Origin of the sequence: Nocardioides sp., assembly GCF_036401255.1 — a bacterium.
In the GTDB taxonomy this organism is placed as follows: Bacteria; Actinomycetota; Actinomycetes; order Propionibacteriales; family Nocardioidaceae; genus Nocardioides.
Genome location: NZ_DASWVI010000414.1, coordinates 1 through 17,221, shown reverse-complemented (window position 1 = coordinate 17,221; position 17,221 = coordinate 1). Strand labels below are relative to the sequence as shown.

Annotated in this window: 16 protein-coding genes; 9 read left to right on the top strand and 7 right to left on the bottom strand. The window is 73.3% G+C overall.

Features of this window, described 5'->3' with window-relative positions:
• Positions 1-136: 136 nt before the first annotated feature.
• The 5 genes from VGD85_RS19205 to VGD85_RS19185 form a co-directional block, all read right to left on the bottom strand.
• Complete coding sequence (locus VGD85_RS19205; RefSeq protein WP_331065035.1) at positions 137-982, bottom strand: 3-hydroxybutyryl-CoA dehydrogenase; 846 nt, start codon at positions 980-982, stop codon at positions 137-139.
• A complete protein-coding gene (locus VGD85_RS19200) occupies positions 979-1,503 on the bottom strand; it encodes a DUF1992 domain-containing protein (RefSeq protein ID WP_331065034.1) in 525 nt (174 codons plus the stop codon). Before VGD85_RS19200 ends, VGD85_RS19205 begins: the two co-directional genes overlap by 4 nt.
• 30 nt (positions 1,504-1,533) lie before the next feature.
• Positions 1,534-2,979 (bottom strand): MFS transporter, encoded by a 1,446-nt coding sequence (locus tag VGD85_RS19195; protein WP_331065033.1) that lies wholly within the window; start codon positions 2,977-2,979, stop codon positions 1,534-1,536.
• Positions 2,976-4,301 (bottom strand): M20 family peptidase, encoded by a 1,326-nt coding sequence (locus VGD85_RS19190; RefSeq protein WP_331065032.1) that lies wholly within the window; start codon positions 4,299-4,301, stop codon positions 2,976-2,978. Before VGD85_RS19190 ends, VGD85_RS19195 begins: the two co-directional genes overlap by 4 nt.
• A 76-nt stretch (positions 4,302-4,377) precedes the next feature.
• The gene (locus VGD85_RS19185) at positions 4,378-5,013 is read right to left on the bottom strand and encodes a nitroreductase family protein (RefSeq protein ID WP_331065031.1); all 636 of its coding nucleotides are present in this window, start codon (positions 5,011-5,013) and stop codon (positions 4,378-4,380) included.
• Positions 5,014-5,038: 25 nt separating this feature from the next.
• On the opposite strand from VGD85_RS19185, the gene VGD85_RS19180 reads away from it, so the two are divergent.
• The 5 genes from VGD85_RS19180 (at position 5,039) to VGD85_RS19160 (ending at position 12,045) form a co-directional block, all read left to right on the top strand.
• Positions 5,039-6,223 carry an allantoate amidohydrolase gene (locus VGD85_RS19180; protein WP_331065030.1) on the top strand — a complete coding sequence of 395 codons (1,185 nt, stop codon included), beginning with the start codon at positions 5,039-5,041 and terminating at the stop codon, positions 6,221-6,223.
• On the top strand, positions 6,220-7,533 hold the full coding sequence (locus tag VGD85_RS19175) for a formimidoylglutamate deiminase (protein WP_331065029.1): 1,314 nt from the start codon (positions 6,220-6,222) through the stop codon (positions 7,531-7,533). Before VGD85_RS19180 ends, VGD85_RS19175 begins: the two co-directional genes overlap by 4 nt.
• Positions 7,518-8,675: an imidazolonepropionase gene (gene hutI / locus VGD85_RS19170; RefSeq protein WP_331065028.1), complete on the top strand. Its 1,158-nt coding sequence runs from the start codon at positions 7,518-7,520 to the stop codon at positions 8,673-8,675. The genes VGD85_RS19175 and hutI overlap by 16 nt, the downstream gene beginning before the upstream one ends.
• 186 nt (positions 8,676-8,861) lie before the next feature.
• The gene (locus VGD85_RS19165) at positions 8,862-9,017 is read left to right on the top strand and encodes a hypothetical protein (protein WP_331065027.1); all 156 of its coding nucleotides are present in this window, start codon (positions 8,862-8,864) and stop codon (positions 9,015-9,017) included.
• Between the two features lie 13 nt (positions 9,018-9,030).
• Positions 9,031-12,045 carry a helix-turn-helix transcriptional regulator gene (locus VGD85_RS19160; protein ID WP_331065026.1) on the top strand — a complete coding sequence of 1,005 codons (3,015 nt, stop codon included), beginning with the start codon at positions 9,031-9,033 and terminating at the stop codon, positions 12,043-12,045.
• 7 nt (positions 12,046-12,052) lie between these two features.
• On the opposite strand, the gene VGD85_RS19155 is transcribed toward VGD85_RS19160, so the two are convergent.
• Positions 12,053-13,195 carry a TIGR04053 family radical SAM/SPASM domain-containing protein gene (locus VGD85_RS19155; protein WP_331065025.1) on the bottom strand — a complete coding sequence of 381 codons (1,143 nt, stop codon included), beginning with the start codon at positions 13,193-13,195 and terminating at the stop codon, positions 12,053-12,055.
• A gap of 147 nt (positions 13,196-13,342) precedes the next feature.
• Here VGD85_RS19155 and VGD85_RS19150 point away from each other — a divergent pair, with 147 nt between their 5' ends.
• From VGD85_RS19150 to VGD85_RS19140, 3 genes are read left to right on the top strand one after another with little or no spacing between them, the layout of a single operon-like run.
• A complete protein-coding gene (locus VGD85_RS19150; protein ID WP_331065024.1) occupies positions 13,343-13,591 on the top strand; it encodes a hypothetical protein in 249 nt (82 codons plus the stop codon).
• Positions 13,592-14,716, top strand: coding sequence for a cupin domain-containing protein (locus VGD85_RS19145; RefSeq protein WP_331065023.1), 1,125 nt, complete (start codon positions 13,592-13,594; stop codon positions 14,714-14,716).
• A complete protein-coding gene (locus tag VGD85_RS19140; RefSeq protein WP_331065022.1) occupies positions 14,713-15,612 on the top strand; it encodes a sucrase ferredoxin in 900 nt (299 codons plus the stop codon). The genes VGD85_RS19145 and VGD85_RS19140 overlap by 4 nt, the downstream gene beginning before the upstream one ends.
• Here VGD85_RS19140 and VGD85_RS19135 read toward each other — a convergent pair.
• On the bottom strand, positions 15,590-16,150 hold the full coding sequence (locus tag VGD85_RS19135) for a CG0192-related protein (protein WP_331065021.1): 561 nt from the start codon (positions 16,148-16,150) through the stop codon (positions 15,590-15,592). The two genes, VGD85_RS19140 and VGD85_RS19135, sit on opposite strands and share 23 nt — an antisense overlap.
• A 293-nt stretch (positions 16,151-16,443) precedes the next feature.
• Between VGD85_RS19135 and VGD85_RS19130 the strand changes: the two genes are divergently transcribed.
• The coding region (locus tag VGD85_RS19130) for a flavin-containing monooxygenase (RefSeq protein ID WP_331065020.1) at positions 16,444-17,221 on the top strand (778 nt) is incomplete at its 3' end.

The following is a 17,221-nucleotide window of genomic DNA, read 5'->3' as shown; positions in this document are numbered from 1 at the left end:
ACCCGTCGGTATGACCGATGTCGCAGCGATTGCGGGTTTCACCGGTCGGCTGGTGAAACCCGCACGACACGCCGAGGCGCACCGGCGTGTCGTGCGGGTTTCGCCGGTCAGCCGGTGAAACCCGCACGGCGTGCCGCTACTCGTAGGTGTAGAAGCCCCGCCCGGTCTTGCGGCCGAGCAAGCCGGCGTCGACCATCCGCTGCAGCAGCGGGGGAGCGGCGTACAGCGGCTCCTTGAACTCCTCGTAGAGCGACTCGGCGACCGCCTTGGTGGTGTCGAGCCCGATCAGGTCGGCCAGGGCGAGCGGGCCCTGCGGGTGCGCGGCGCCGAGCACCAGGCCGCGGTCGATGTCCTCGGCGGAGGCGAAGCCGGACTCGAACATCCGGATCGCGGAGAGGATGAACGGGATCAGCAGCGCGTTGACGACGAAGCCGGCGCGGTCCTGGCAGTCGATCGCCTTCTTGCCCAGCGACCCCTCCACCCACGCCCGCGCTCGGGCGGTGGTGTCGTCGGAGGTGAGCAGCGAGGGCACCAGCTCGACGAGTTGCAGCACCGGCACCGGGTTGAAGAAGTGCACGCCGATCACCTGCGTGGGCCGCGAGGTCACGACCCCGAGCTTCATGATCGGGATCGAGGAGGTGTTGGACGCCAGGATCGCGTCGGGCGCCTCGACCACCGCGTCGAGTGAGCGGAACAGCGCGACCTTCGCGGACTCGTCCTCGACGATCGCCTCGACGACGACCTCACGGTCGGTCATGGCACCGAGGTCGGTCTCGACACGGATTCGCGTCAGCACCTCGGCCGCGGACTCGATCTTGCCCTTGGCCTCGGCCCGCTGGAGCGACTTCTCGAGCCGGCCGAGCGCGGCCTTGGCCGCCTCCTCGCCCGACTCGACGACCACCACGTCCTGGCCGGCGCGAGCGCTGACCTCCGCGATGCCCGACCCCATGAGGCCGCCGCCGACCACACCGATCCTGTTCATGACCCTCCCTCGCTCGGCTTGCGCCACCGATTCCACCAGTGCCGCTTCGGGGGCGGTACGGCGGGTGCCGGTCGCGCCGTACGGCGAGCCTCGCGCCGCTCGCGCCACGCCACGACCGTGGCCTCGACGTCGCGGGGCATCGTGATCAGCGGCGGCCCGGGGGAGAGCGAGTAGCGGGCCCGGATCACGCGATCGTTGAAGTCCTCGACCTGGGCGCGCACCTCGGACTCGACGTGCATCCGGTCGAGGGTCTCCTCGAGCTCGGCGTCCTCCTTGCGCAGCGCGACGCTCGGCGGGAGGACGGTGATGCGTTCGCGCTCGACGAGCCTCTTGAGCCACCAGTCGGGGTCGTGCTCGGCGCCCAGCCCCTCGATGGGCTTGCCGTGGCCGGGGAGGTTCTCGAACTCGCCGCGCTCCATCGCCTGGCGGATCTGCACGTCCACCCAGGTCTGCTGTTGCTCGATCCGCGCGCGAGCGGCGGCGCGGCTGGCCGCCCGGTCGGGGTCGCGCTCCTCTGGCATCTCCTCCAGCGTAACCGCGCACGGTGCGGGTCAGGAGTGGACCAGCACCTCGTCGGCGTCCTCGGCGACCACCCGTGGCATCGCCAGCAGCGCGACGGCCGCGGCCAGCGCGGCGACGGCGCACACCGACCACACCGTGAGGTAGCCCGCGAGCGGCGCGTGGCCCTCGGTCGGGTCGTCGATGGTCCCGGTGGCCGAGAGCGCGATCGCGAACACGGCCGAGGCGATCGCGCCGCCCACGGTCTTGGTCGCGTTGGTCATGCCCGTGGCGAAGCCGGTGCGGTGTGGGGGCGCCGCGGCCGCGGCCGTCGCCGGGAGTGCTGCGACGAGCGCGCCGGACCCGAGGCCGGCGACCGCCATGTTGACCAGCGCCTGCCAGGTCGCGTCGTGGAACGGCAGCCAGAGCGCGTAGCCGGCGGCGACGAGCAGCGAGGCGAACACCAGGGCCCCGCGGGCCCTGAGCGCGCGCGTCGTGAGCGGCAGCGTGAAGGCGCCGATCGCCAGGAAGATCACGTACAGCCCGATCAGCGTCGAGACGAATCCCGCCCCGGCGCCCAGGCCGTACCCCGCCACGTCGGGGTCGGTCCGGGCGAAGGTCGACAGCGGGATCTGCGCGCCGAGCACCGACATGCCGAACAGGAACGCCGTCAGCTGCACCGGCCACTGCCCCGGCGCCCGCAGCAGGCGTACGTCGATCAACGGCTCGGCCTGCCGCTGCTCGTAGCGCACGAACGGCACGAGGGCGGCCAAGCCGAGCACCACGAGGGCCCAGGCCAGCACGCTGTCGACCCCGTCGACGCGGACGACGACCAGGCCGCCCATCACCAGGCCGATCGCGGTCGTGACCAGAGCGAGGCCACCGAGGTCGAGCCCGCCCGAGGCCGTGCCGGGCACGTCCTCGATGCCGAACCAGATGACGACGAAGCATGCGGTCACCGCGACCGCCGGCAGCGCGAGCAGCACGGTCATTGACGTCGCCTCGACCAGCGCGCCGCTGGTCACGGCGCCGACGATCACCGCCAGCTCGAGGGCGCCGACCAGCACCGCGGCCGAGCGCCGCGTCAGCTGGTTCTGCCGGCCGGTGTCGGCGGTGCGCCGGAAGATGATCGCGACCTCGAGGGGCAACCACACGACGTACGCCCCTTGCAGCGCGGCACCGACCAGGAAGGTGGAGAACGACGGTGCGAACGCCATCACCCACGATCCGATCGCGGTCACCGCCGTCGAGAGCAGCAGCACCTTCTTGTGGCCGACGAGGTCACCCAGGCGCGCCAACGGTGGCACCACCAGGGCCGACACGATCAGCTGCGCCGCCTCGAACCAGTTGACGTCCGCGTCGGCGATCTCGAGGTGGTCGGCGATGTCGCTGAAGATCGGCGTGTAGTAGCCCTGCAGGATCCCGCTGGCCAGCTCCACGCAGACCAGGAATCCGACGATGGCGAAGAGCGAGTGGCGGGCCTGGACGCCGTTGTTCATCCGGGGATCCTCTCGATGAGCCGTTCGTACCAGCGCACGCCGTCGACGAGGGCGTCGATCCGGAGGTGCTCGTCGTAGGAGTGGATGGACTCGCGCTGCGCCTTGGTCATCCGGAACGGCGCGAACCGGTACACCCGCGCGCAGATCGCGGTGAAGAACCGCGCGTCGGTGGCGGCCATCATCACGTACGGCGCGGGCACGGCGTCGGGGAACACCTCGGTGATCGTGTCCTCGATGAGGGCGAACGCCTCGTCGTCGTACGGCGAGACCGGGCTGGGCTCGTTGCGCTCGACGATCTCGACCTGCACCTGGTCGTCGTCGATCGTGCGGCGCACGTGCTCGAGGACGCCGGCGACCGTGTCGCCGACCATGATCCGGATGTTGACGCCGGCCTTCGCGGTGCTGGCGATGACGTTGAGCGCCGGGGAGCCGGCGAGCGTCGTGATCGCGAACGTGGTGCGGGTCATGGCCGCCGGCTCCGGGCCGGCGGCGATGAGGGCGCGGGTGAGCACCGGGCGCAGGCGGGCGGCGTTGGCGAGCAGCGGCCGCAGGGCGAGCGAGGCGTGCGGGGCCATCCGCCGGAACAGCTCGACGGTCGGGTCGGGGACGCTGGCGGCCATCGGCGCGCGGTCCAGGCGGGTGATCGCGCGGGCGATCCGGGCCGTGGGCCCCATCCGGGTAGGCGTCGAGGCGTGGCCACCGCGGCCCTCGACCCGCAGCTCGATCGAGGTGACACCCTTCTCGGTCACCCCGACGACGCCGATCGGTGCACCCACGCCGGGGAACGCCTCCGAGGCGATCGCGCCGCCCTCGTCGACGACGAACCACGGCCGGACGCCGCGGTGCTCGAGCTCGGCGACCGCGAGCTGGGCCGACGTCCCGGACACCTCCTCGTTGCAGCCGAAGGAGAGCCAGACGTCCTGACCCGGCACGAACCCACGCTCGAGCAGGGTCTCGACCGCCTCGCAGATGCCGACGACCGCGCCCTTGTCGTCGAGGGTGCCCCTGCCCCAGATCGCGCCGTCGTGGATCTCGGCCCCGAACGGCGGGTGCTGCCAGGGCGCGGACCCCTCGACGGGTACGACGTCGAGGTGGGCCATCAGCACGACGGGGCGGGCGTCGCTGCGGCCCGGCCAGCGGAACAGCAGGCCGTGGGTGTCGACGCGGGTCAGCTCGAGCCGGTCGTGCAGCACCGGGAACTGTCGGGCGAGCTCATCGAGCAGCGCGTCGAACGGTTCGGGGTCGACCAGTGTCGGATCCCGGTCGGAGACCGTGGGGATGCGGACGAGCGCCTGGAGCTTGGCGACGGCGCGGTGGGTCACCCGCGCAGGCTAGGGCACCGGCGGCCGTCTCGGATGCGAGACGCCCGGAGCGGCCCCGGTCGTTGACCGCGCGACGTCACACCGATGGACTGGCCGAGTGGCCCCACCGACCCCGATGCACGACGTCCTCGACCGCCTTGCGGCGCCGTCGCGACGGCGAGCCGGCGGCACCGTGGTCGCTCGGGTCGGCGGGGTGGTGGCCGATCGTCACCACGCCGACGGGGTCGAAGTCCGCGGGGATGCCGAACGTCTCCCGCACGGCCGCCTCGCGCTCGGGAGGGACGCCGATGAAGCAGCTGGCGAGGCCGGCATCGGTCGCCGTCTGCATGATCAGCAGTGCCGCCATCGCGGCGTCCATGTCCCAGAACGGCTTGGGCCAGCGCGTCTCGTCCTGGTCGGTCCACCCCTTGTCGGGCTCGGCGTAGCGGCGCAGGTAGGCCGCCTTGCTCGAGCAGGGCAGGATCACCACGGGCGCTCGCATCATGCCGGTCAGCCACTCGTCGGGGTGGTCGATGTCGTCGGCGGTCGCCTCCCAGAACGCGCGCACGTCGGCCGGGGTGTCGAGCACGAGGAACGCCCAGCCCTGGCTGAAGCCCGCGTTGGGGGCACGGGTGGCGTTGTGCAGGGCGCGGTCGACGATCGCCGGGTCGACCGGGTCGCTCGCGTAGTTGCGGACCATGCGGCGGCGGCGTACGACGTCCTGGAATTCCATGGTGACCAAGAATATGAGGACTGTTGTGCCTGACGACTTCGAGCGGATGTGGTCCGACCTGGCCCCGATCGGCCGGTCGGCGCAGTCTGGGGGGTACTTCCGCCAGCCGTTCACCGCGCCAGAGAACGAGCTGCGGGCGTGGTTCCTCGAGCAGTGCGCGGCGCGGTCGTTGCGCGTCGAGTCGGACGCGTTCGGCAACCTGGTGGGGTGGTGGGACGTCGGCGCCGGCCCCGCGGTGCTGACCGGCTCGCACCTCGACTCCGTGCTCGACGGCGGTGCGTACGACGGCCCCCTGGGTGTGGTGTCGTCGCTCGCGGCCGTCGACGTGCTGCGCTCGCGCGGGGTCGTGCCGGCGCGGCCGATCGGGGTGTCGGTGTTCGTCGAGGAGGAGGGCTCGCGGTTCGGGCTGGCCTGCCTGGGCTCGCGGCTGGCCACGGGCACGACGTCGTGGGAGGCCGCGCGCGAGCTGCGCGACCGCGACGGCGTGGCGTTCGGCGACGTGGTGGAAGGCGGCTCGTCGTCGCTGCTCGCCTCGGTGGGGACGTACGTCGAGCTGCACGTCGAGCAGGGCCGCAACCTCGTCGACCGGGGCGCGGCGGTCGGCGTGGCCAGCGAGATCTGGCCGCACGGGCGGTACCGCTTCGACTTCGGCGGGGTCGCCGACCACGCCGGCACCACCCGGATGGAGGACCGCGCCGACCCGATGCTCACCTACGCGTTCACCGCCCTGGGCGCCAACAAGCAGGCCCGGCTGGCCGGACAGCGGGCGACGTTCGGGCGGGTCGAGGTGACGCCGAACGGGACCAACGCGGTCCCGTCGCACGTCACCGCGTGGCTCGACGCCCGGTGTGCGACGGAGTCGTCGCTGTCGTCGCTGGTCGACGGCATCACGACCCAGGCGACCGACCGGGCCTCGCGCGACGGGACCTCGCTGGAGGTGACGGCGGAGTCGGTCTCACCGGCGGTGGTCTTCGACCCGGTGCTCGCGGCCCGGGTCGCCGCCGACCACGAGGACGGCGACTGGCCGATCATCCCCACCCAGGCCGGCCACGACGCGGGCATCCTCTCGGCGGCCGGCGTCCCCTCCGCGATGCTGTTCGTCCGCAACCCGACCGGCGTCTCGCACTCCCCGGCCGAGCACGCCGAGCTCCCCGACTGCCTGGTCGGCGTCTCCGCCCTGGCCGACACCCTCGAACGGCTCGCGCAGTGAGCGAGTCCTCCTCGTCGTACCTCCTCGAGCGGGCGTGGGTCGACGGCGCCGTCCGCGACGACGTGCTGCTCGAGGTCGCCGACGGGCGGATCACACGAGTCACACAGGCACCACTTGGCAGCCGAAACCCGCACGACACGCCGTCCCCCCACGGCGTGTCGTGCGGGTTTCACCGGCCGACCGGTGAAACCCGCAAGCTCGCCGGCCTCACGGTCCCCGGCCTGGTGAACGACCACAGCCACGCGTTCCACCGGGCGCTGCGGGGGAGGACCCAGCGGGGGCGGGGGACGTTCTGGACGTGGCGCGAGCAGATGTACGCCGTGGCGGAGCGGCTCACCCCGGACAGCTACTTCGCGCTGGCGCGGGCGACGTTCCGCGAGATGGTGGCGGCGGGCTACACGAGCGTCAGCGAGTTCCACTACCTCCACGACCCCGAGCCGGAGACCGGGGACGCGCTGCGCGCGGCCGCACGCGAGGCGGGCATCCGGCTCACGCTCCTCGACACCTGCTACGTCAGCAGCGGCTTCGGCGCCCCACCGGAGGGCGTCCAGCGACGCTACAGCGACGGCAGCGCCGAGCGCTGGGCCGCGCGCGTGGGCGACGGACCCGCGGCGATCCACTCGGTCCGTGCCGTGCCCCGCGACCAGCTGCACGTGTTCCGCGGCCGCAGCCCCCTGCACGTCCACCTCAGCGAGCAGCAGGCGGAGAACGACGCCTGCCTGGCGGCGTACGGCGTCACCCCGACCCGGCTGCTCCACGAGGAGGGGCTCCTCGGGCCCGGCACCACCGTCGTGCACGCCACCCACCTCACCGACGACGACATCGCCCTGCTCGGCAGCACGCGCACGAACGTCTGCATCACGCCCACCACCGAGCGCGACCTCGCCGACGGCATCGGCCCAGCGCGCCGGCTCGCCGAGGCCGGCTGCCGGCTCACCATCGGCAGCGACAGCCACGCCGTGATCGACCCGTTCGAGGAGCTGCGCGGCCTCGAGATGGACGAGCGCCTCGCGACCCAGGAGCGCGGGCACTGGTCGGCCGCGGGGCTGCTGGGCATCGGCACCGCCGGCGCGCGCATCGCCGTCGGCGAGCCCGCCGACCTCGTGACGATCGATACCCGGAGCCCACGCACCGCCGGCACGGGCGCCGACGAGAACACCGCGGTCTTCGCGGCCACCGCGGCCGACGTCACCCACGTGGTCGCGGGCGGACGGGTCGTCGCGACGGCCGACGACCGCGGCGACATCGGCCGCGAGCTCGACGACGCGATGGAGGCACTGTGGAAGGAGGCGCCGTGGCCACGACCCTGATCACCAACATCGGCGAGCTGGTCACCAACGACCCGCAAGCAGACGACCCCCTCGGCACCATCGAGCAGGCCGCGCTCGTCGTCGAGGGCAGCACCGTCGCCTGGGTCGGTTCCGCGAGCGACGCCCCGGCCGCTGACGAGATGGTCGACGCCGGCGGCCGTGCGGTGATCCCCGGCTTCGTCGACAGCCACAGCCACCTGGTCTTCGCCGGCGACCGGGCCGCCGAGTTCGCCGCCCGGATGACCGGCACGCCGTACGCCGCCGGCGGCATCCGCACCACCGTCGCCGCCACCCGCGCCGCCACCGACGAGCAGCTCACCGCCCACGTGGCCCGGCTCGTCGCGGAGATGCGCCGCCAGGGCACGACCACCGTCGAGATCAAGAGCGGCTACGGGCTGACCGTCCACGACGAGGCGCGCAGCCTCGCGGTCGCGCGGCAGTTCACCGAGGAGACGACGTACCTCGGCGCCCACGTCGTGCCCGCGGGCACCACGCCGGAGGAGTACGTCGAGCTGGTGACCGGGCCGATGCTCGAGGCCGCCCGGCCGCACGCGCGGTGGGTCGACGTGTTCTGCGAGCGCGGCGCCTTCGACGCCGCCCAGGCGCGCGCGGTCCTCGTCGCCGGGGCCGAGGCGGGCCTGCGCGGTCGCCTGCACGCCAACCAGCTGACCTACGGCGAGGGCGTCCGGCTCGCCGCCGAGCTCGGCCTGGCCGCGGTCGACCACTGCACGTTCCTCAGTGACGCCGACGTCGACGCCCTGCGCGACAGCGCCACGATCGCGACGCTGCTGCCGGGCGTGGAGTTCTCGACCAAGCAGCCCTACCCCGACGCCCGGCGGCTCATCGACGCCGGTGTTCGGGTGGCCCTGGCCAGCGACTGCAACCCCGGCTCCTGCTTCACCAGCAGCATGCCGCTGTGCATCGCGCTCGCGGTCCGCGAGATGGGCATGAGTCCCGCGGAGGCGGTGCACGCGGCGACGTACCGCGGCGCCGAGGCGCTCGACCGCGAGGACGTCGGCGCCCTCGTGCCCGGCCGCCGCGCCGACCTGGTGCTGCTCGACGCCCCGTCCCACGTGCACCTGGCCTACCGCCCCGGCGTGCCGCTGGTGCTCGGCACCTGGATCGCCGGCCGCCCGCTGTAACGCGGGGTCAGCGGATCTGGTGACCCCGTTGTCAGGGGGTGCCTAGATCCACCAACGCCGCGTTACAAGCGGCGGGCACGCCCGGCTAAGGCGCACCCGGGAGGCAGATAAGGCACCTGCCCGATGTGTGGGCCTACCTCAGGGAGCGAGTCTCGGTCCTGTCACCGAGGAGCTGAGGAGCCCACCATGTACGACAACATCGCGCACCGCGACTACATCAAGACTGAGCTGGAGTACCGGCTCAACCGGGTCCAGGACGACCTGGCGGGCCGCCGCAAGCGGCGCTCGCTGGTACGCCGCAGCAGGGACGTCGACGGGCTGACCTGGACGACCGTGCGCTGATCGGCGCGCGGCGATGACCGAGCGGGTCCTGCGGCTCGTCCCCGAGGCGGCGGCCACTAATCAGGAGCACCCGACAACAGAACACGCGATCATGGACGACGTGGCAGCGCACACGAGCCGGACCCTGGTCGGTCGAGACGCCGAGCTGACGGAGATCGCTTCGTTGCTCGGCGTCCGGCCGTCCGGCACCGACCCGGGCATCGTGCTGCTCTCGGGCGACGCCGGCGTCGGCAAGACCCGGCTGCTCACCGAGCTGCGCGACCTGGCGTTCACCGAGGGCTGGCAGGTGATCGCGGGCCACTGCCTCGACTTCGGCGACAGCGCGCTGCCCTACCTGCCGTTCTCGGAGGTGCTCGGCCGGCTCGCCGCCGACCTGCCCGACATCGTCGAGCAGACCGCGGTGGCGCACCCGGCGCTCGCGCGGCTCCAGCCCGGCCGCCGGATGATGGGCTCCGCGGACCGGTCGACCGACGACCTCGGTGCGCTGGACCGCGCGGACCTCTTCGAGGCCGTGCACGCCCTTCTCGAGGCCGCGGCGGCCAAGGCTCCGCTGCTGCTGGTCATCGAGGACACCCACTGGGCCGACCAGTCCACCCGCGACATGCTCAGCTTCCTCTTCTCCCGGCCGTTCGCCGGCCCGGTGTCGGTGGTGGCGTCGTACCGCTCCGACGACCTGCACCGCCGCCACCCCCTGCGCCGCCAGGTCGCCGAGTGGTCCCGCATCCGCGGCGTGCACCGGATCGCGCTCTCACCGTTGTCCGACGACGCGGTCCGGACCCTGATCGCCGAGCTCGCCCCCGAGGGGTTCACCGAGAAGCAGCTCGCCGACATCGTCAGCCGGGCCGAGGGCAACGCGTTCTTCGTCGAGGAGCTCACCAGCGCGGCCGCGGGCCCCGGCCGCTGGGTCCCCGCGGACCTCGCCGACGTGCTCCTGGTGCGCCTCGACCGGCTCGACGACACCGCACGGCAGGTGGTCCGCACCGCGAGCGTCGCCGGTCGCCGGGTCTCCCACGAGATGCTCGCGGCCGCCTCCGGCCTCGACGAGGCAGCGCTCGACGAGGGTCTGCGCAAGGCCGTCGAGATGAACATCCTGGTCGCCGGCGACGGCCGGTACTGGTTCCGGCACGCCCTGCTCGGCGAGGCGGTGTACGACGACCTGCTGCCCGGTGAGCGGGTCCGGCTGCACGCCCAGTACGTCGCGGCGCTCCAGTCCGGCGCGCGCGGCACGGCCGCCGAGCTCGCCCGGCACGCGCGCCTGGCCATGGACCTCGACACGGCGCTCACCGCGAGCATCCAGGCCGGCAACGAGGCCTCCCAGGTCGGTGGTCCCGACGAGGCGGCGTACCACTACCAGCAGGCGCTCGAGCTGCTCGTCGACCCGCGCCGGTGCGCGCAGATCGACCTGGACCTCTCCAAGCTCGTCGTCAGCGCCGCGGAGGCGCTGTCGGCCAGCGGTGACCCCGAGCGCGCGGTCAAGGTGATCGCCGAGCAGGTCGAGCGGCTGCCGGTCGACGCCCCGACCACCTGGCGGGCCCGGATGATGTCGACCCAGGCGCTGCTGACGATGGCGATCGAGACCACCGAGGACCCGGTCGCGATCTCCGCGGAGGCGGTCGCGCTGGTGCCCGAGGGCGACAGCGGGCTGCGCACCCGGGTGCTCGCCCACCACGCGCGGGTGCTCGTCGGCATGGGCCACTACGAGGAGGCCGAGGCGGTCGGCCTGGAGGCCCTCCACCTCGCCGAGCGGCTCGATCTCCACGAGCTGGTCTCGGAGGTCATCACGACCCTGAGCATCCTGAAGAAGACCGGCCCCAAGGAGGGCCTGCGGCACGCGCTCGCCGAGGCCGTGGCCCGCGCCGAGGCGTCCGGGGCGCTGTCCTCGGAGCTGCGTGCGCGGTACCTGCTCGGCCGCTCCTTCCAGGACTGGGCGGAGTTCGACGAGACCGAGCGCTGGTTCCGCAGCGCGATCGACCGCGGCGTCGAGGCCGGCATCCCCTACGCGCCGTTCGCGTTCGAGGCGCGCTGGCAGCTGGCCTGGGTGCTTGTCGTCCGAGGTCGGTGGGACGACGCGCTCGAGCTGACCGACGCCGGCTCGGACGTGCCGCCACCGATCCCGCGCGCGATGATCGCGCCGCTGCGGCTGCAGGTGCTCCAGGCCCGCGGCGAGGACGTGTGCACCGAGGCGCGCGCGCTGCGCAAGTTCTGGGCCCGCGAGGGCGGTGTCGCCATCAACGCCAGTGCGGTCGAGATCGACGCCGCCGGCGCGCGCCGCGACGCGGCCGGCGCGATCGAGGTCTACGACGAGGTCGTCGGCGTGCTCAGCCGGATCTGGCACGAGTGGTTCAGTGCGCGGATCCGCCTGGGCGCGCTCACCATCGGCGCGGTCGCCCAGGCGATGCCGGAGCTCTCGGCCGCCGAGCGCGCGGCGTACGTCGCCCGCGTCGACCGGATCCACGCCGACGGGCACGTCGTGCTCGACCGCTACTCCGACCCGTCAGGTCACTGGGGCCCCGAGGGCCGGGCCTGGATGAAGCGGCTGGACGCCGAGACGCTGCGGGTGCGCTGGCTGGCCGGCATCGACGCGCCGCCGCTGGACGCGCTGATCGACACCTGGCGCGACGCGGTCGTGCTGTTCGAGGACTTCGGGCACGTCTACGAGCTGGCCCGGGTGCGCACCGTGCTCGCGAGCATCCTGCGCGCCACCGGCGACGTGGCCGGCTGCCGCGCGCAGGCCGACCCGGCTCGCGTGACGGCGCACCGGCTCGGCGCCCAGCTGCTGCTCGAGGAGCTGCGCGCGCTCGGCAGCACGCCGGTGCGCGCGGAGTCGGCGCCGGACGCCCTGACCCCGCGAGAGACCGAGATCCTCGAGCTGGTCGCCCAGGGGCGCTCGAACGGCGAGATCGCCAAGCAGCTGTTCATCAGCGCCAAGACGGTCTCGGTGCACGTCTCGAACATCCTCGGCAAGCTCAACGCGGCGGGTCGCACCGAGGCCGCCGCGATCGGGAGGCGGCGGGGGCTGATCGGCTGATCCGGCACTAGCTCGCGGTCACGTACACGCAGGTCGGGTCGGAGCCGAGCACGTCGCCGGTGACGGCGTACGCGTGCGAGCGCGAGCCGCCGCAGACCTCGCGGAACTCACAGCTCCCGCAGGGGCCATGGAACCCGGACGGATCGCGCAGCGATCGCAGCAGCGGGTCGGTGCGGTACAGCTCGCGGAACCCCTGCTCGGTCACGTTGCCGCAGCGCTGCGGGAGGAAGCCGGAGGGGTACACGTCGCCGAGGTGGTCGATGAACGCGAACCCGCGGCCGGAGTTGACGTCGATCGGCGGTCGGGGCCGGCGCAGCTGCTCGCCGCGCCCCTCGCGCAGGCTCGCGGTCGCGGCCGTCAGCTGCCGGTAGGTCTCGCCGAGCTCGACGTGCTCGCCGCGCGCCCGCTGGATCGCGACCCGGCGGTAGTGCGGGGCCTCGGTGGCCTTGACGGCGACCAGGTCCGAGACGTCGTGCATCCAGTGCAGGACGTCCTCGACCTGGGGCGCCGAGAGCGGGGTCAGCGCCGTGCCCCGGCCCGTGGGCACCAGGAAGAACACGCTCCACAGCGAGGCGCCCAGGTCGACGACGGTGCGCAGCACGTCGGGCAGCTCGGCCACGTTGGCCCGGGTGACGGTCGTGTTGATCTGCAGGCGGAAGCCGGCCTCCTTCACCCAGCGGGCGGCACGCAGGGTGTCGTCGAAGACCCCGGGCACGCCGCGGAAGGAGTCGTGGGTGGCGGCGGTCGCGCCGTCCAGCGACAGCGACATCGCGACGGCACCGGCGGCGCGGAGCTCGGCGAGCACGTCGGGAGTGAGCCGCGGGGTCACCGACGGGGAGAGCGCGACGTGCAGGCCCAGCGCGGTCCCGTAGCGCACCAGCTCGGCGAGGTCGGGCCGTTCGAAGGGGTCGCCACCGGTGAGGACGACGATGGGGTAGGGCTTGCCGAAGCCCGCGATGTCGTCGAGCAGCGCCTTGCCCTGCTCGGTGGTGAGCTGGCGCGGATGTGCCCGCGTCTGGGCGTCGGCCCGGCAGTGGCGGCAGACCAGGGCGCAGGCCCGGGTGACCTCCCAGATGGTGATCAGTGGGCGGTCCGCGGGGTCGTGGTGCAGCTGGCGCACCGCGCGTCGGTCGGTCGCGTCGCTGCTCACTGGGCCTCCTCGGCGGGCGGCGGGTGCCCCGGGCGAATATGCACGGTTCGACCCTAGAGAATAATCGCCCGGACGGCCAACCGGGCCGTGTACGCCGACACCTGCGGGGTACATGATCGGCACACCCGACCGATCCAGGAGGACGTCATGACGACCACGCCCGAAGAGCCCCTGAACGACGACGACATGACCACGGCCCCCGCGGGCGATCCCACCGTCGGTCTCGGCGGTGACGCGGACGGCACCGACGGCGGCGACGCGGACGGCACCGACAGCGACGGCACGGACGGCGACGCCACCGACACGACCGACGGGGACGCCTCGGACGGCGACGGCACCGACAGCGACGGCACCGACGGCGACGCCACCGACACCACCGACGGGGACGCGTCCTGAGTGTCCGCACTCGACCTGCTCAGCGGTGACGCCCAGACCTTCATCGGCAAGGTCTGGGCGTCGCGCGTGCACCTGCATCGCACCGACCCCGCCGATCCACGCGGCCTCGTCGGACTGCTCTCGCTCGACGACGCCGACCACCTGCTCACCGCTTGTGCCATCCGCGCGCCGTCGGTCCGGATGGCCAAGGACGGCGCGGTGCTGCCGGAGTCGGCGTACACCCGCGGGGCCACGCTGGCCGGCAAGCAGCTCACCGGTCTCGTCGACGCCCGCAAGGCGCTCGCGCTGTTCGACGACGGCGCGACCGTGGTCTTCCAGGGGCTGCACCGCTACTGGCCCCCGCTGACCCGGCTGGTCGCCGAGCTCGAGCTCGAGCTCGGCCACCCGTGCCAGGCCAACGCCTACCTGACGCCGCCGGGCTCGCAGGGCTTCGCGGTGCACTCCGACTCCCACGACGTGTTCGTGTTCCAGACCGCCGGCTCCAAGCAGTGGGAGGTCCACGGACCCGACGGTCCCGAGGAGGTCCTCCTCGAGCCGGGGATCTCGATGTACCTGCCGACCGGCACGCCGCACGCCGCCCGCGCGCAGGACACCGTGTCGCTGCACGTGACGCTCGGCATCAACCAGCTCACCTGGCGCGGCCTCGTCGAGCGCACGGTCGCCCCGCTGCTGCGCGAGGTCGGTGACGAGCACCTGCCCGCCGGCTACCTCGAGGACCCCGCCGCGCTCGCCGGGCCGCTCGCCGAACGGCTCGAGCGGCTCGCGACCGCGCTGCGCGGCGCCGACCCCGGCGCCGCGGTCGAGGCGGAGGTACGTCGGTTCCTCACCAGCCGGCCCCCGCGTCTCGACGGTGGCCTGCGCGACGTGCTCGCGCACGCGGAGCTCACCCAGGCGACCAGGCTGCGCCGCCGGCCCGGCCACCCGTGCGTGCTGCTCGATCGGGGCGAGCGGCTCGAGGTGCTGCTCGGCGACCGGTCGATGAGCGTTCCGGCGTGGGTGCGGCCCGCCCTGGAGGAGGTCCGCGCCCGCGCCGAGCTCACGCCGGCCGACCTGCCGCTCGACGCGCAGAGCAACCTCGTGCTGTGCCGGCGCCTGGTCCGGGAGGGCCTCCTGGAGGTCCGGTGAGCTCCTTCCGCTGCGCGGCGGCCAGCCTGCTGCGCGACGAGCCCGTCGCGGGCACCGCGACCCACGTCCGCACCTGGCTGCTGCTCGAGCACACCGGGCCGTGGGGCAGCGACGCGCTGCTCGACGCGCGGCTGCCCGAAGGGCTGGGGCCGGCGTTGAAGGGCCTGGCGCGCGAGCACCGGGCGAAGGTGCTGCTGGTCCGTCGGTTCAGCTCGAAGCCCGACGGCGGGGGCGTGCGGGTGTTCGCGGCCCACGCCGACCCGGTCCGCCCGCGGCTGGAGTCCGGCGTGCTCGCCGACGAGCGGGAGGTGCTCGACCTCGACCTCGGTGCGTTCCGCCGCGGTGGGTCGACCGGGCTGGCGGCGTACGACGGCGCGCTGTTCTGCGTGTGCACCAACGGGCGCCACGACGCGTGCTGCGCCGAGCGCGGCCGCCCGATCGCGAGAGCGCTCGACCGGGCGCACCCCGAGGAGACCTGGGAGGTCTCGCACATCGGCGGCGACCGGTTCGCCGGCAACCTGGTGGTCCTGCCGCAGGGCCTCTACTACGGGCGGCTCGAGCCGGCATCGGCGCTCGCTGTCGCCGGCTCGCACCTGGCCGGCGAGCTCGACCTCGACCACCTGCGCGGCCGCTCGTCCCAGCCGATGCCGGTCCAGGCAGCCGAGATCCTCCTGCGCCGCGAGCTGGGCGCGACCCGCGAGGCGGACGTCGCGCTCGCATCTCGCACGTGTGAGGGCGACGTCACCGCGGCCACCTTCGAGGTCGCGGGGGCGACGTACGACGTGCGCGTGCGCACCACCAGTGACCCGGCCACCGCCACCCGGCTGACCTGCCAGGCGGCTCGCGACAACCCGGTGCCGGCCCACGAGCTGCTCAGCGTGACCCGGCGCTCCTGACGACGACGAGCACGCCCTCGCCGCCGGCCCAGCGACCCGTGAGCGTGGCCTCGCCACGCGCGTCCGAACCGACCAGGTGGACCGGCACCGCCACGGGATCCGGCACGACGCCGCCGCTGCCTGACACCGTGACCAGGGGCTCTCGGACCTCGCGCACCCCGTCGACCTCGAAGTACTCCTCCGCGCCGCTCCCGCCCGTCAGCACCGTCGCGGTGACGGCGGCCCGCCAGACGGGGTCACCCTCCGCGTCGTACACCCAGCGGGTGCCGAGCGCGGAGTGCTCCATCTGTCCGACGAGGTGCGCCTGCGCGCCCTCGAGCGGCGCCGCCCGGTAGGTCAGCGGCACGTGGACGAAACCCCCGTCGGCGCGGCTGAGCACGATGCCCTCGATGCCGACCTCGCCGTCGGGGTCGTCGAAGCGGTAGCCGCCGACCACCGTCAGCTCCGGCAACCCCGCCGCCCAGTCCTGGCTGGGGAGCCAGGCGTCGAGCAGCTCCTTCTTGGTCGGCGTGAGCGTCGCGTGATGGAGGAGGGCCATGGCGCGAGCCTAGGCGTCGCCGTCGCCGTCGTCGCCGTCGTCGCCGTCGGAGGAGGAGCGAGCGGTCGTCGTCGGAGGAGCGGTGAGGGTCAGGGCCGGTCACGCCAGCCCCACAGGTACCACTTGGCAGCCGAAACCCGCACGACACGCCGTGACCCCTCGGCGTGTCGTGCGGGTTTCACCGGCTGACCGGTGAAACCCGCAGACGCGCGCACCCCCCCTGTTGACGCGTGTCAATCCCAGCACCTACGGTCGCCCGAATAGAACAGGTTCCACTCACCTCAGGGGGACGCGTGCAGGAGTCCAGGCGGCCGACGGTGGCCGTGATCGGTGCCGGCATCAGCGGCCTGACCGCGAGCAAGATGCTCGACGACTACGGCCTCGACTACGCGACGTTCGAGTCGTCCGACCGGGTCGGCGGCAACTGGGCGTTCGGCAACCCCAACGGGCACAGCAGCGCCTACCGCTCGCTGCACATCGACACCTCGCGGCACCGGCTGTCCTTCCGCGACTTCCCGATGCCCGACGACTACCCCGACTTCCCGCACCACACCCAGATCAAGGCCTACCTCGACGCGTACGCCGACGCGTTCGGCCTGCGCGAGCACATCGAGTTCGGCAACGGCGTGGTCGACGCGAGGCGGCTCGACGTCGGTGGCTGGGAGCTCGACACCCAGGCCGGCGAGACCCGGCGCTTCGACGCGCTCGTGGTCGCCAACGGGCACCACTGGGACCCGCGGCTGCCTGACTTCCCCGGCGAGTTCACCGGCGAGTCGATCCACTCCCACGCCTACATCGACCCGCGCACGCCGCTGGACTGCTACGGCAAGCGGATCCTCGTCGTCGGCATCGGCAACAGCGCGGCCGACATCACCGTCGAGCTGTCCTCGCGGGCTCTCGACAACGAGGTGACGCTCTCGACGAGGTCCGGCGCGTGGATCGTGCCCAAGTACTTCGGCGGCAAGCCGGCCGACAAGTACTACGTGACCGTGCCGTGGCTGCCGCTGTCCTGGCAGCGCAAGTTCGTCCAGGTGATGCAGCCGGTCACGGCCGGCAGGCCCGAGGACTACG

Coding starts and splice junctions, on each gene's coding strand:
- VGD85_RS19205 (WP_331065035.1), bottom strand. CDS start 982: ATGAACAGGATCGGTGTGGTCGGCGGCGGCCTCATGGGGTCGGGCATC.
- VGD85_RS19200 (WP_331065034.1), bottom strand. CDS start 1,503: ATGCCAGAGGAGCGCGACCCCGACCGGGCGGCCAGCCGCGCCGCCGCT.
- VGD85_RS19195 (WP_331065033.1), bottom strand. CDS start 2,979: ATGAACAACGGCGTCCAGGCCCGCCACTCGCTCTTCGCCATCGTCGGA.
- VGD85_RS19185 (WP_331065031.1), bottom strand. CDS start 5,013: ATGGAATTCCAGGACGTCGTACGCCGCCGCCGCATGGTCCGCAACTAC.
- VGD85_RS19165 (WP_331065027.1), top strand. CDS start 8,862: ATGTACGACAACATCGCGCACCGCGACTACATCAAGACTGAGCTGGAG.
- VGD85_RS19160 (WP_331065026.1), top strand. CDS start 9,031: ATGACCGAGCGGGTCCTGCGGCTCGTCCCCGAGGCGGCGGCCACTAAT.
- VGD85_RS19150 (WP_331065024.1), top strand. CDS start 13,343: ATGACGACCACGCCCGAAGAGCCCCTGAACGACGACGACATGACCACG.
- VGD85_RS19135 (WP_331065021.1), bottom strand. CDS start 16,150: ATGGCCCTCCTCCATCACGCGACGCTCACGCCGACCAAGAAGGAGCTG.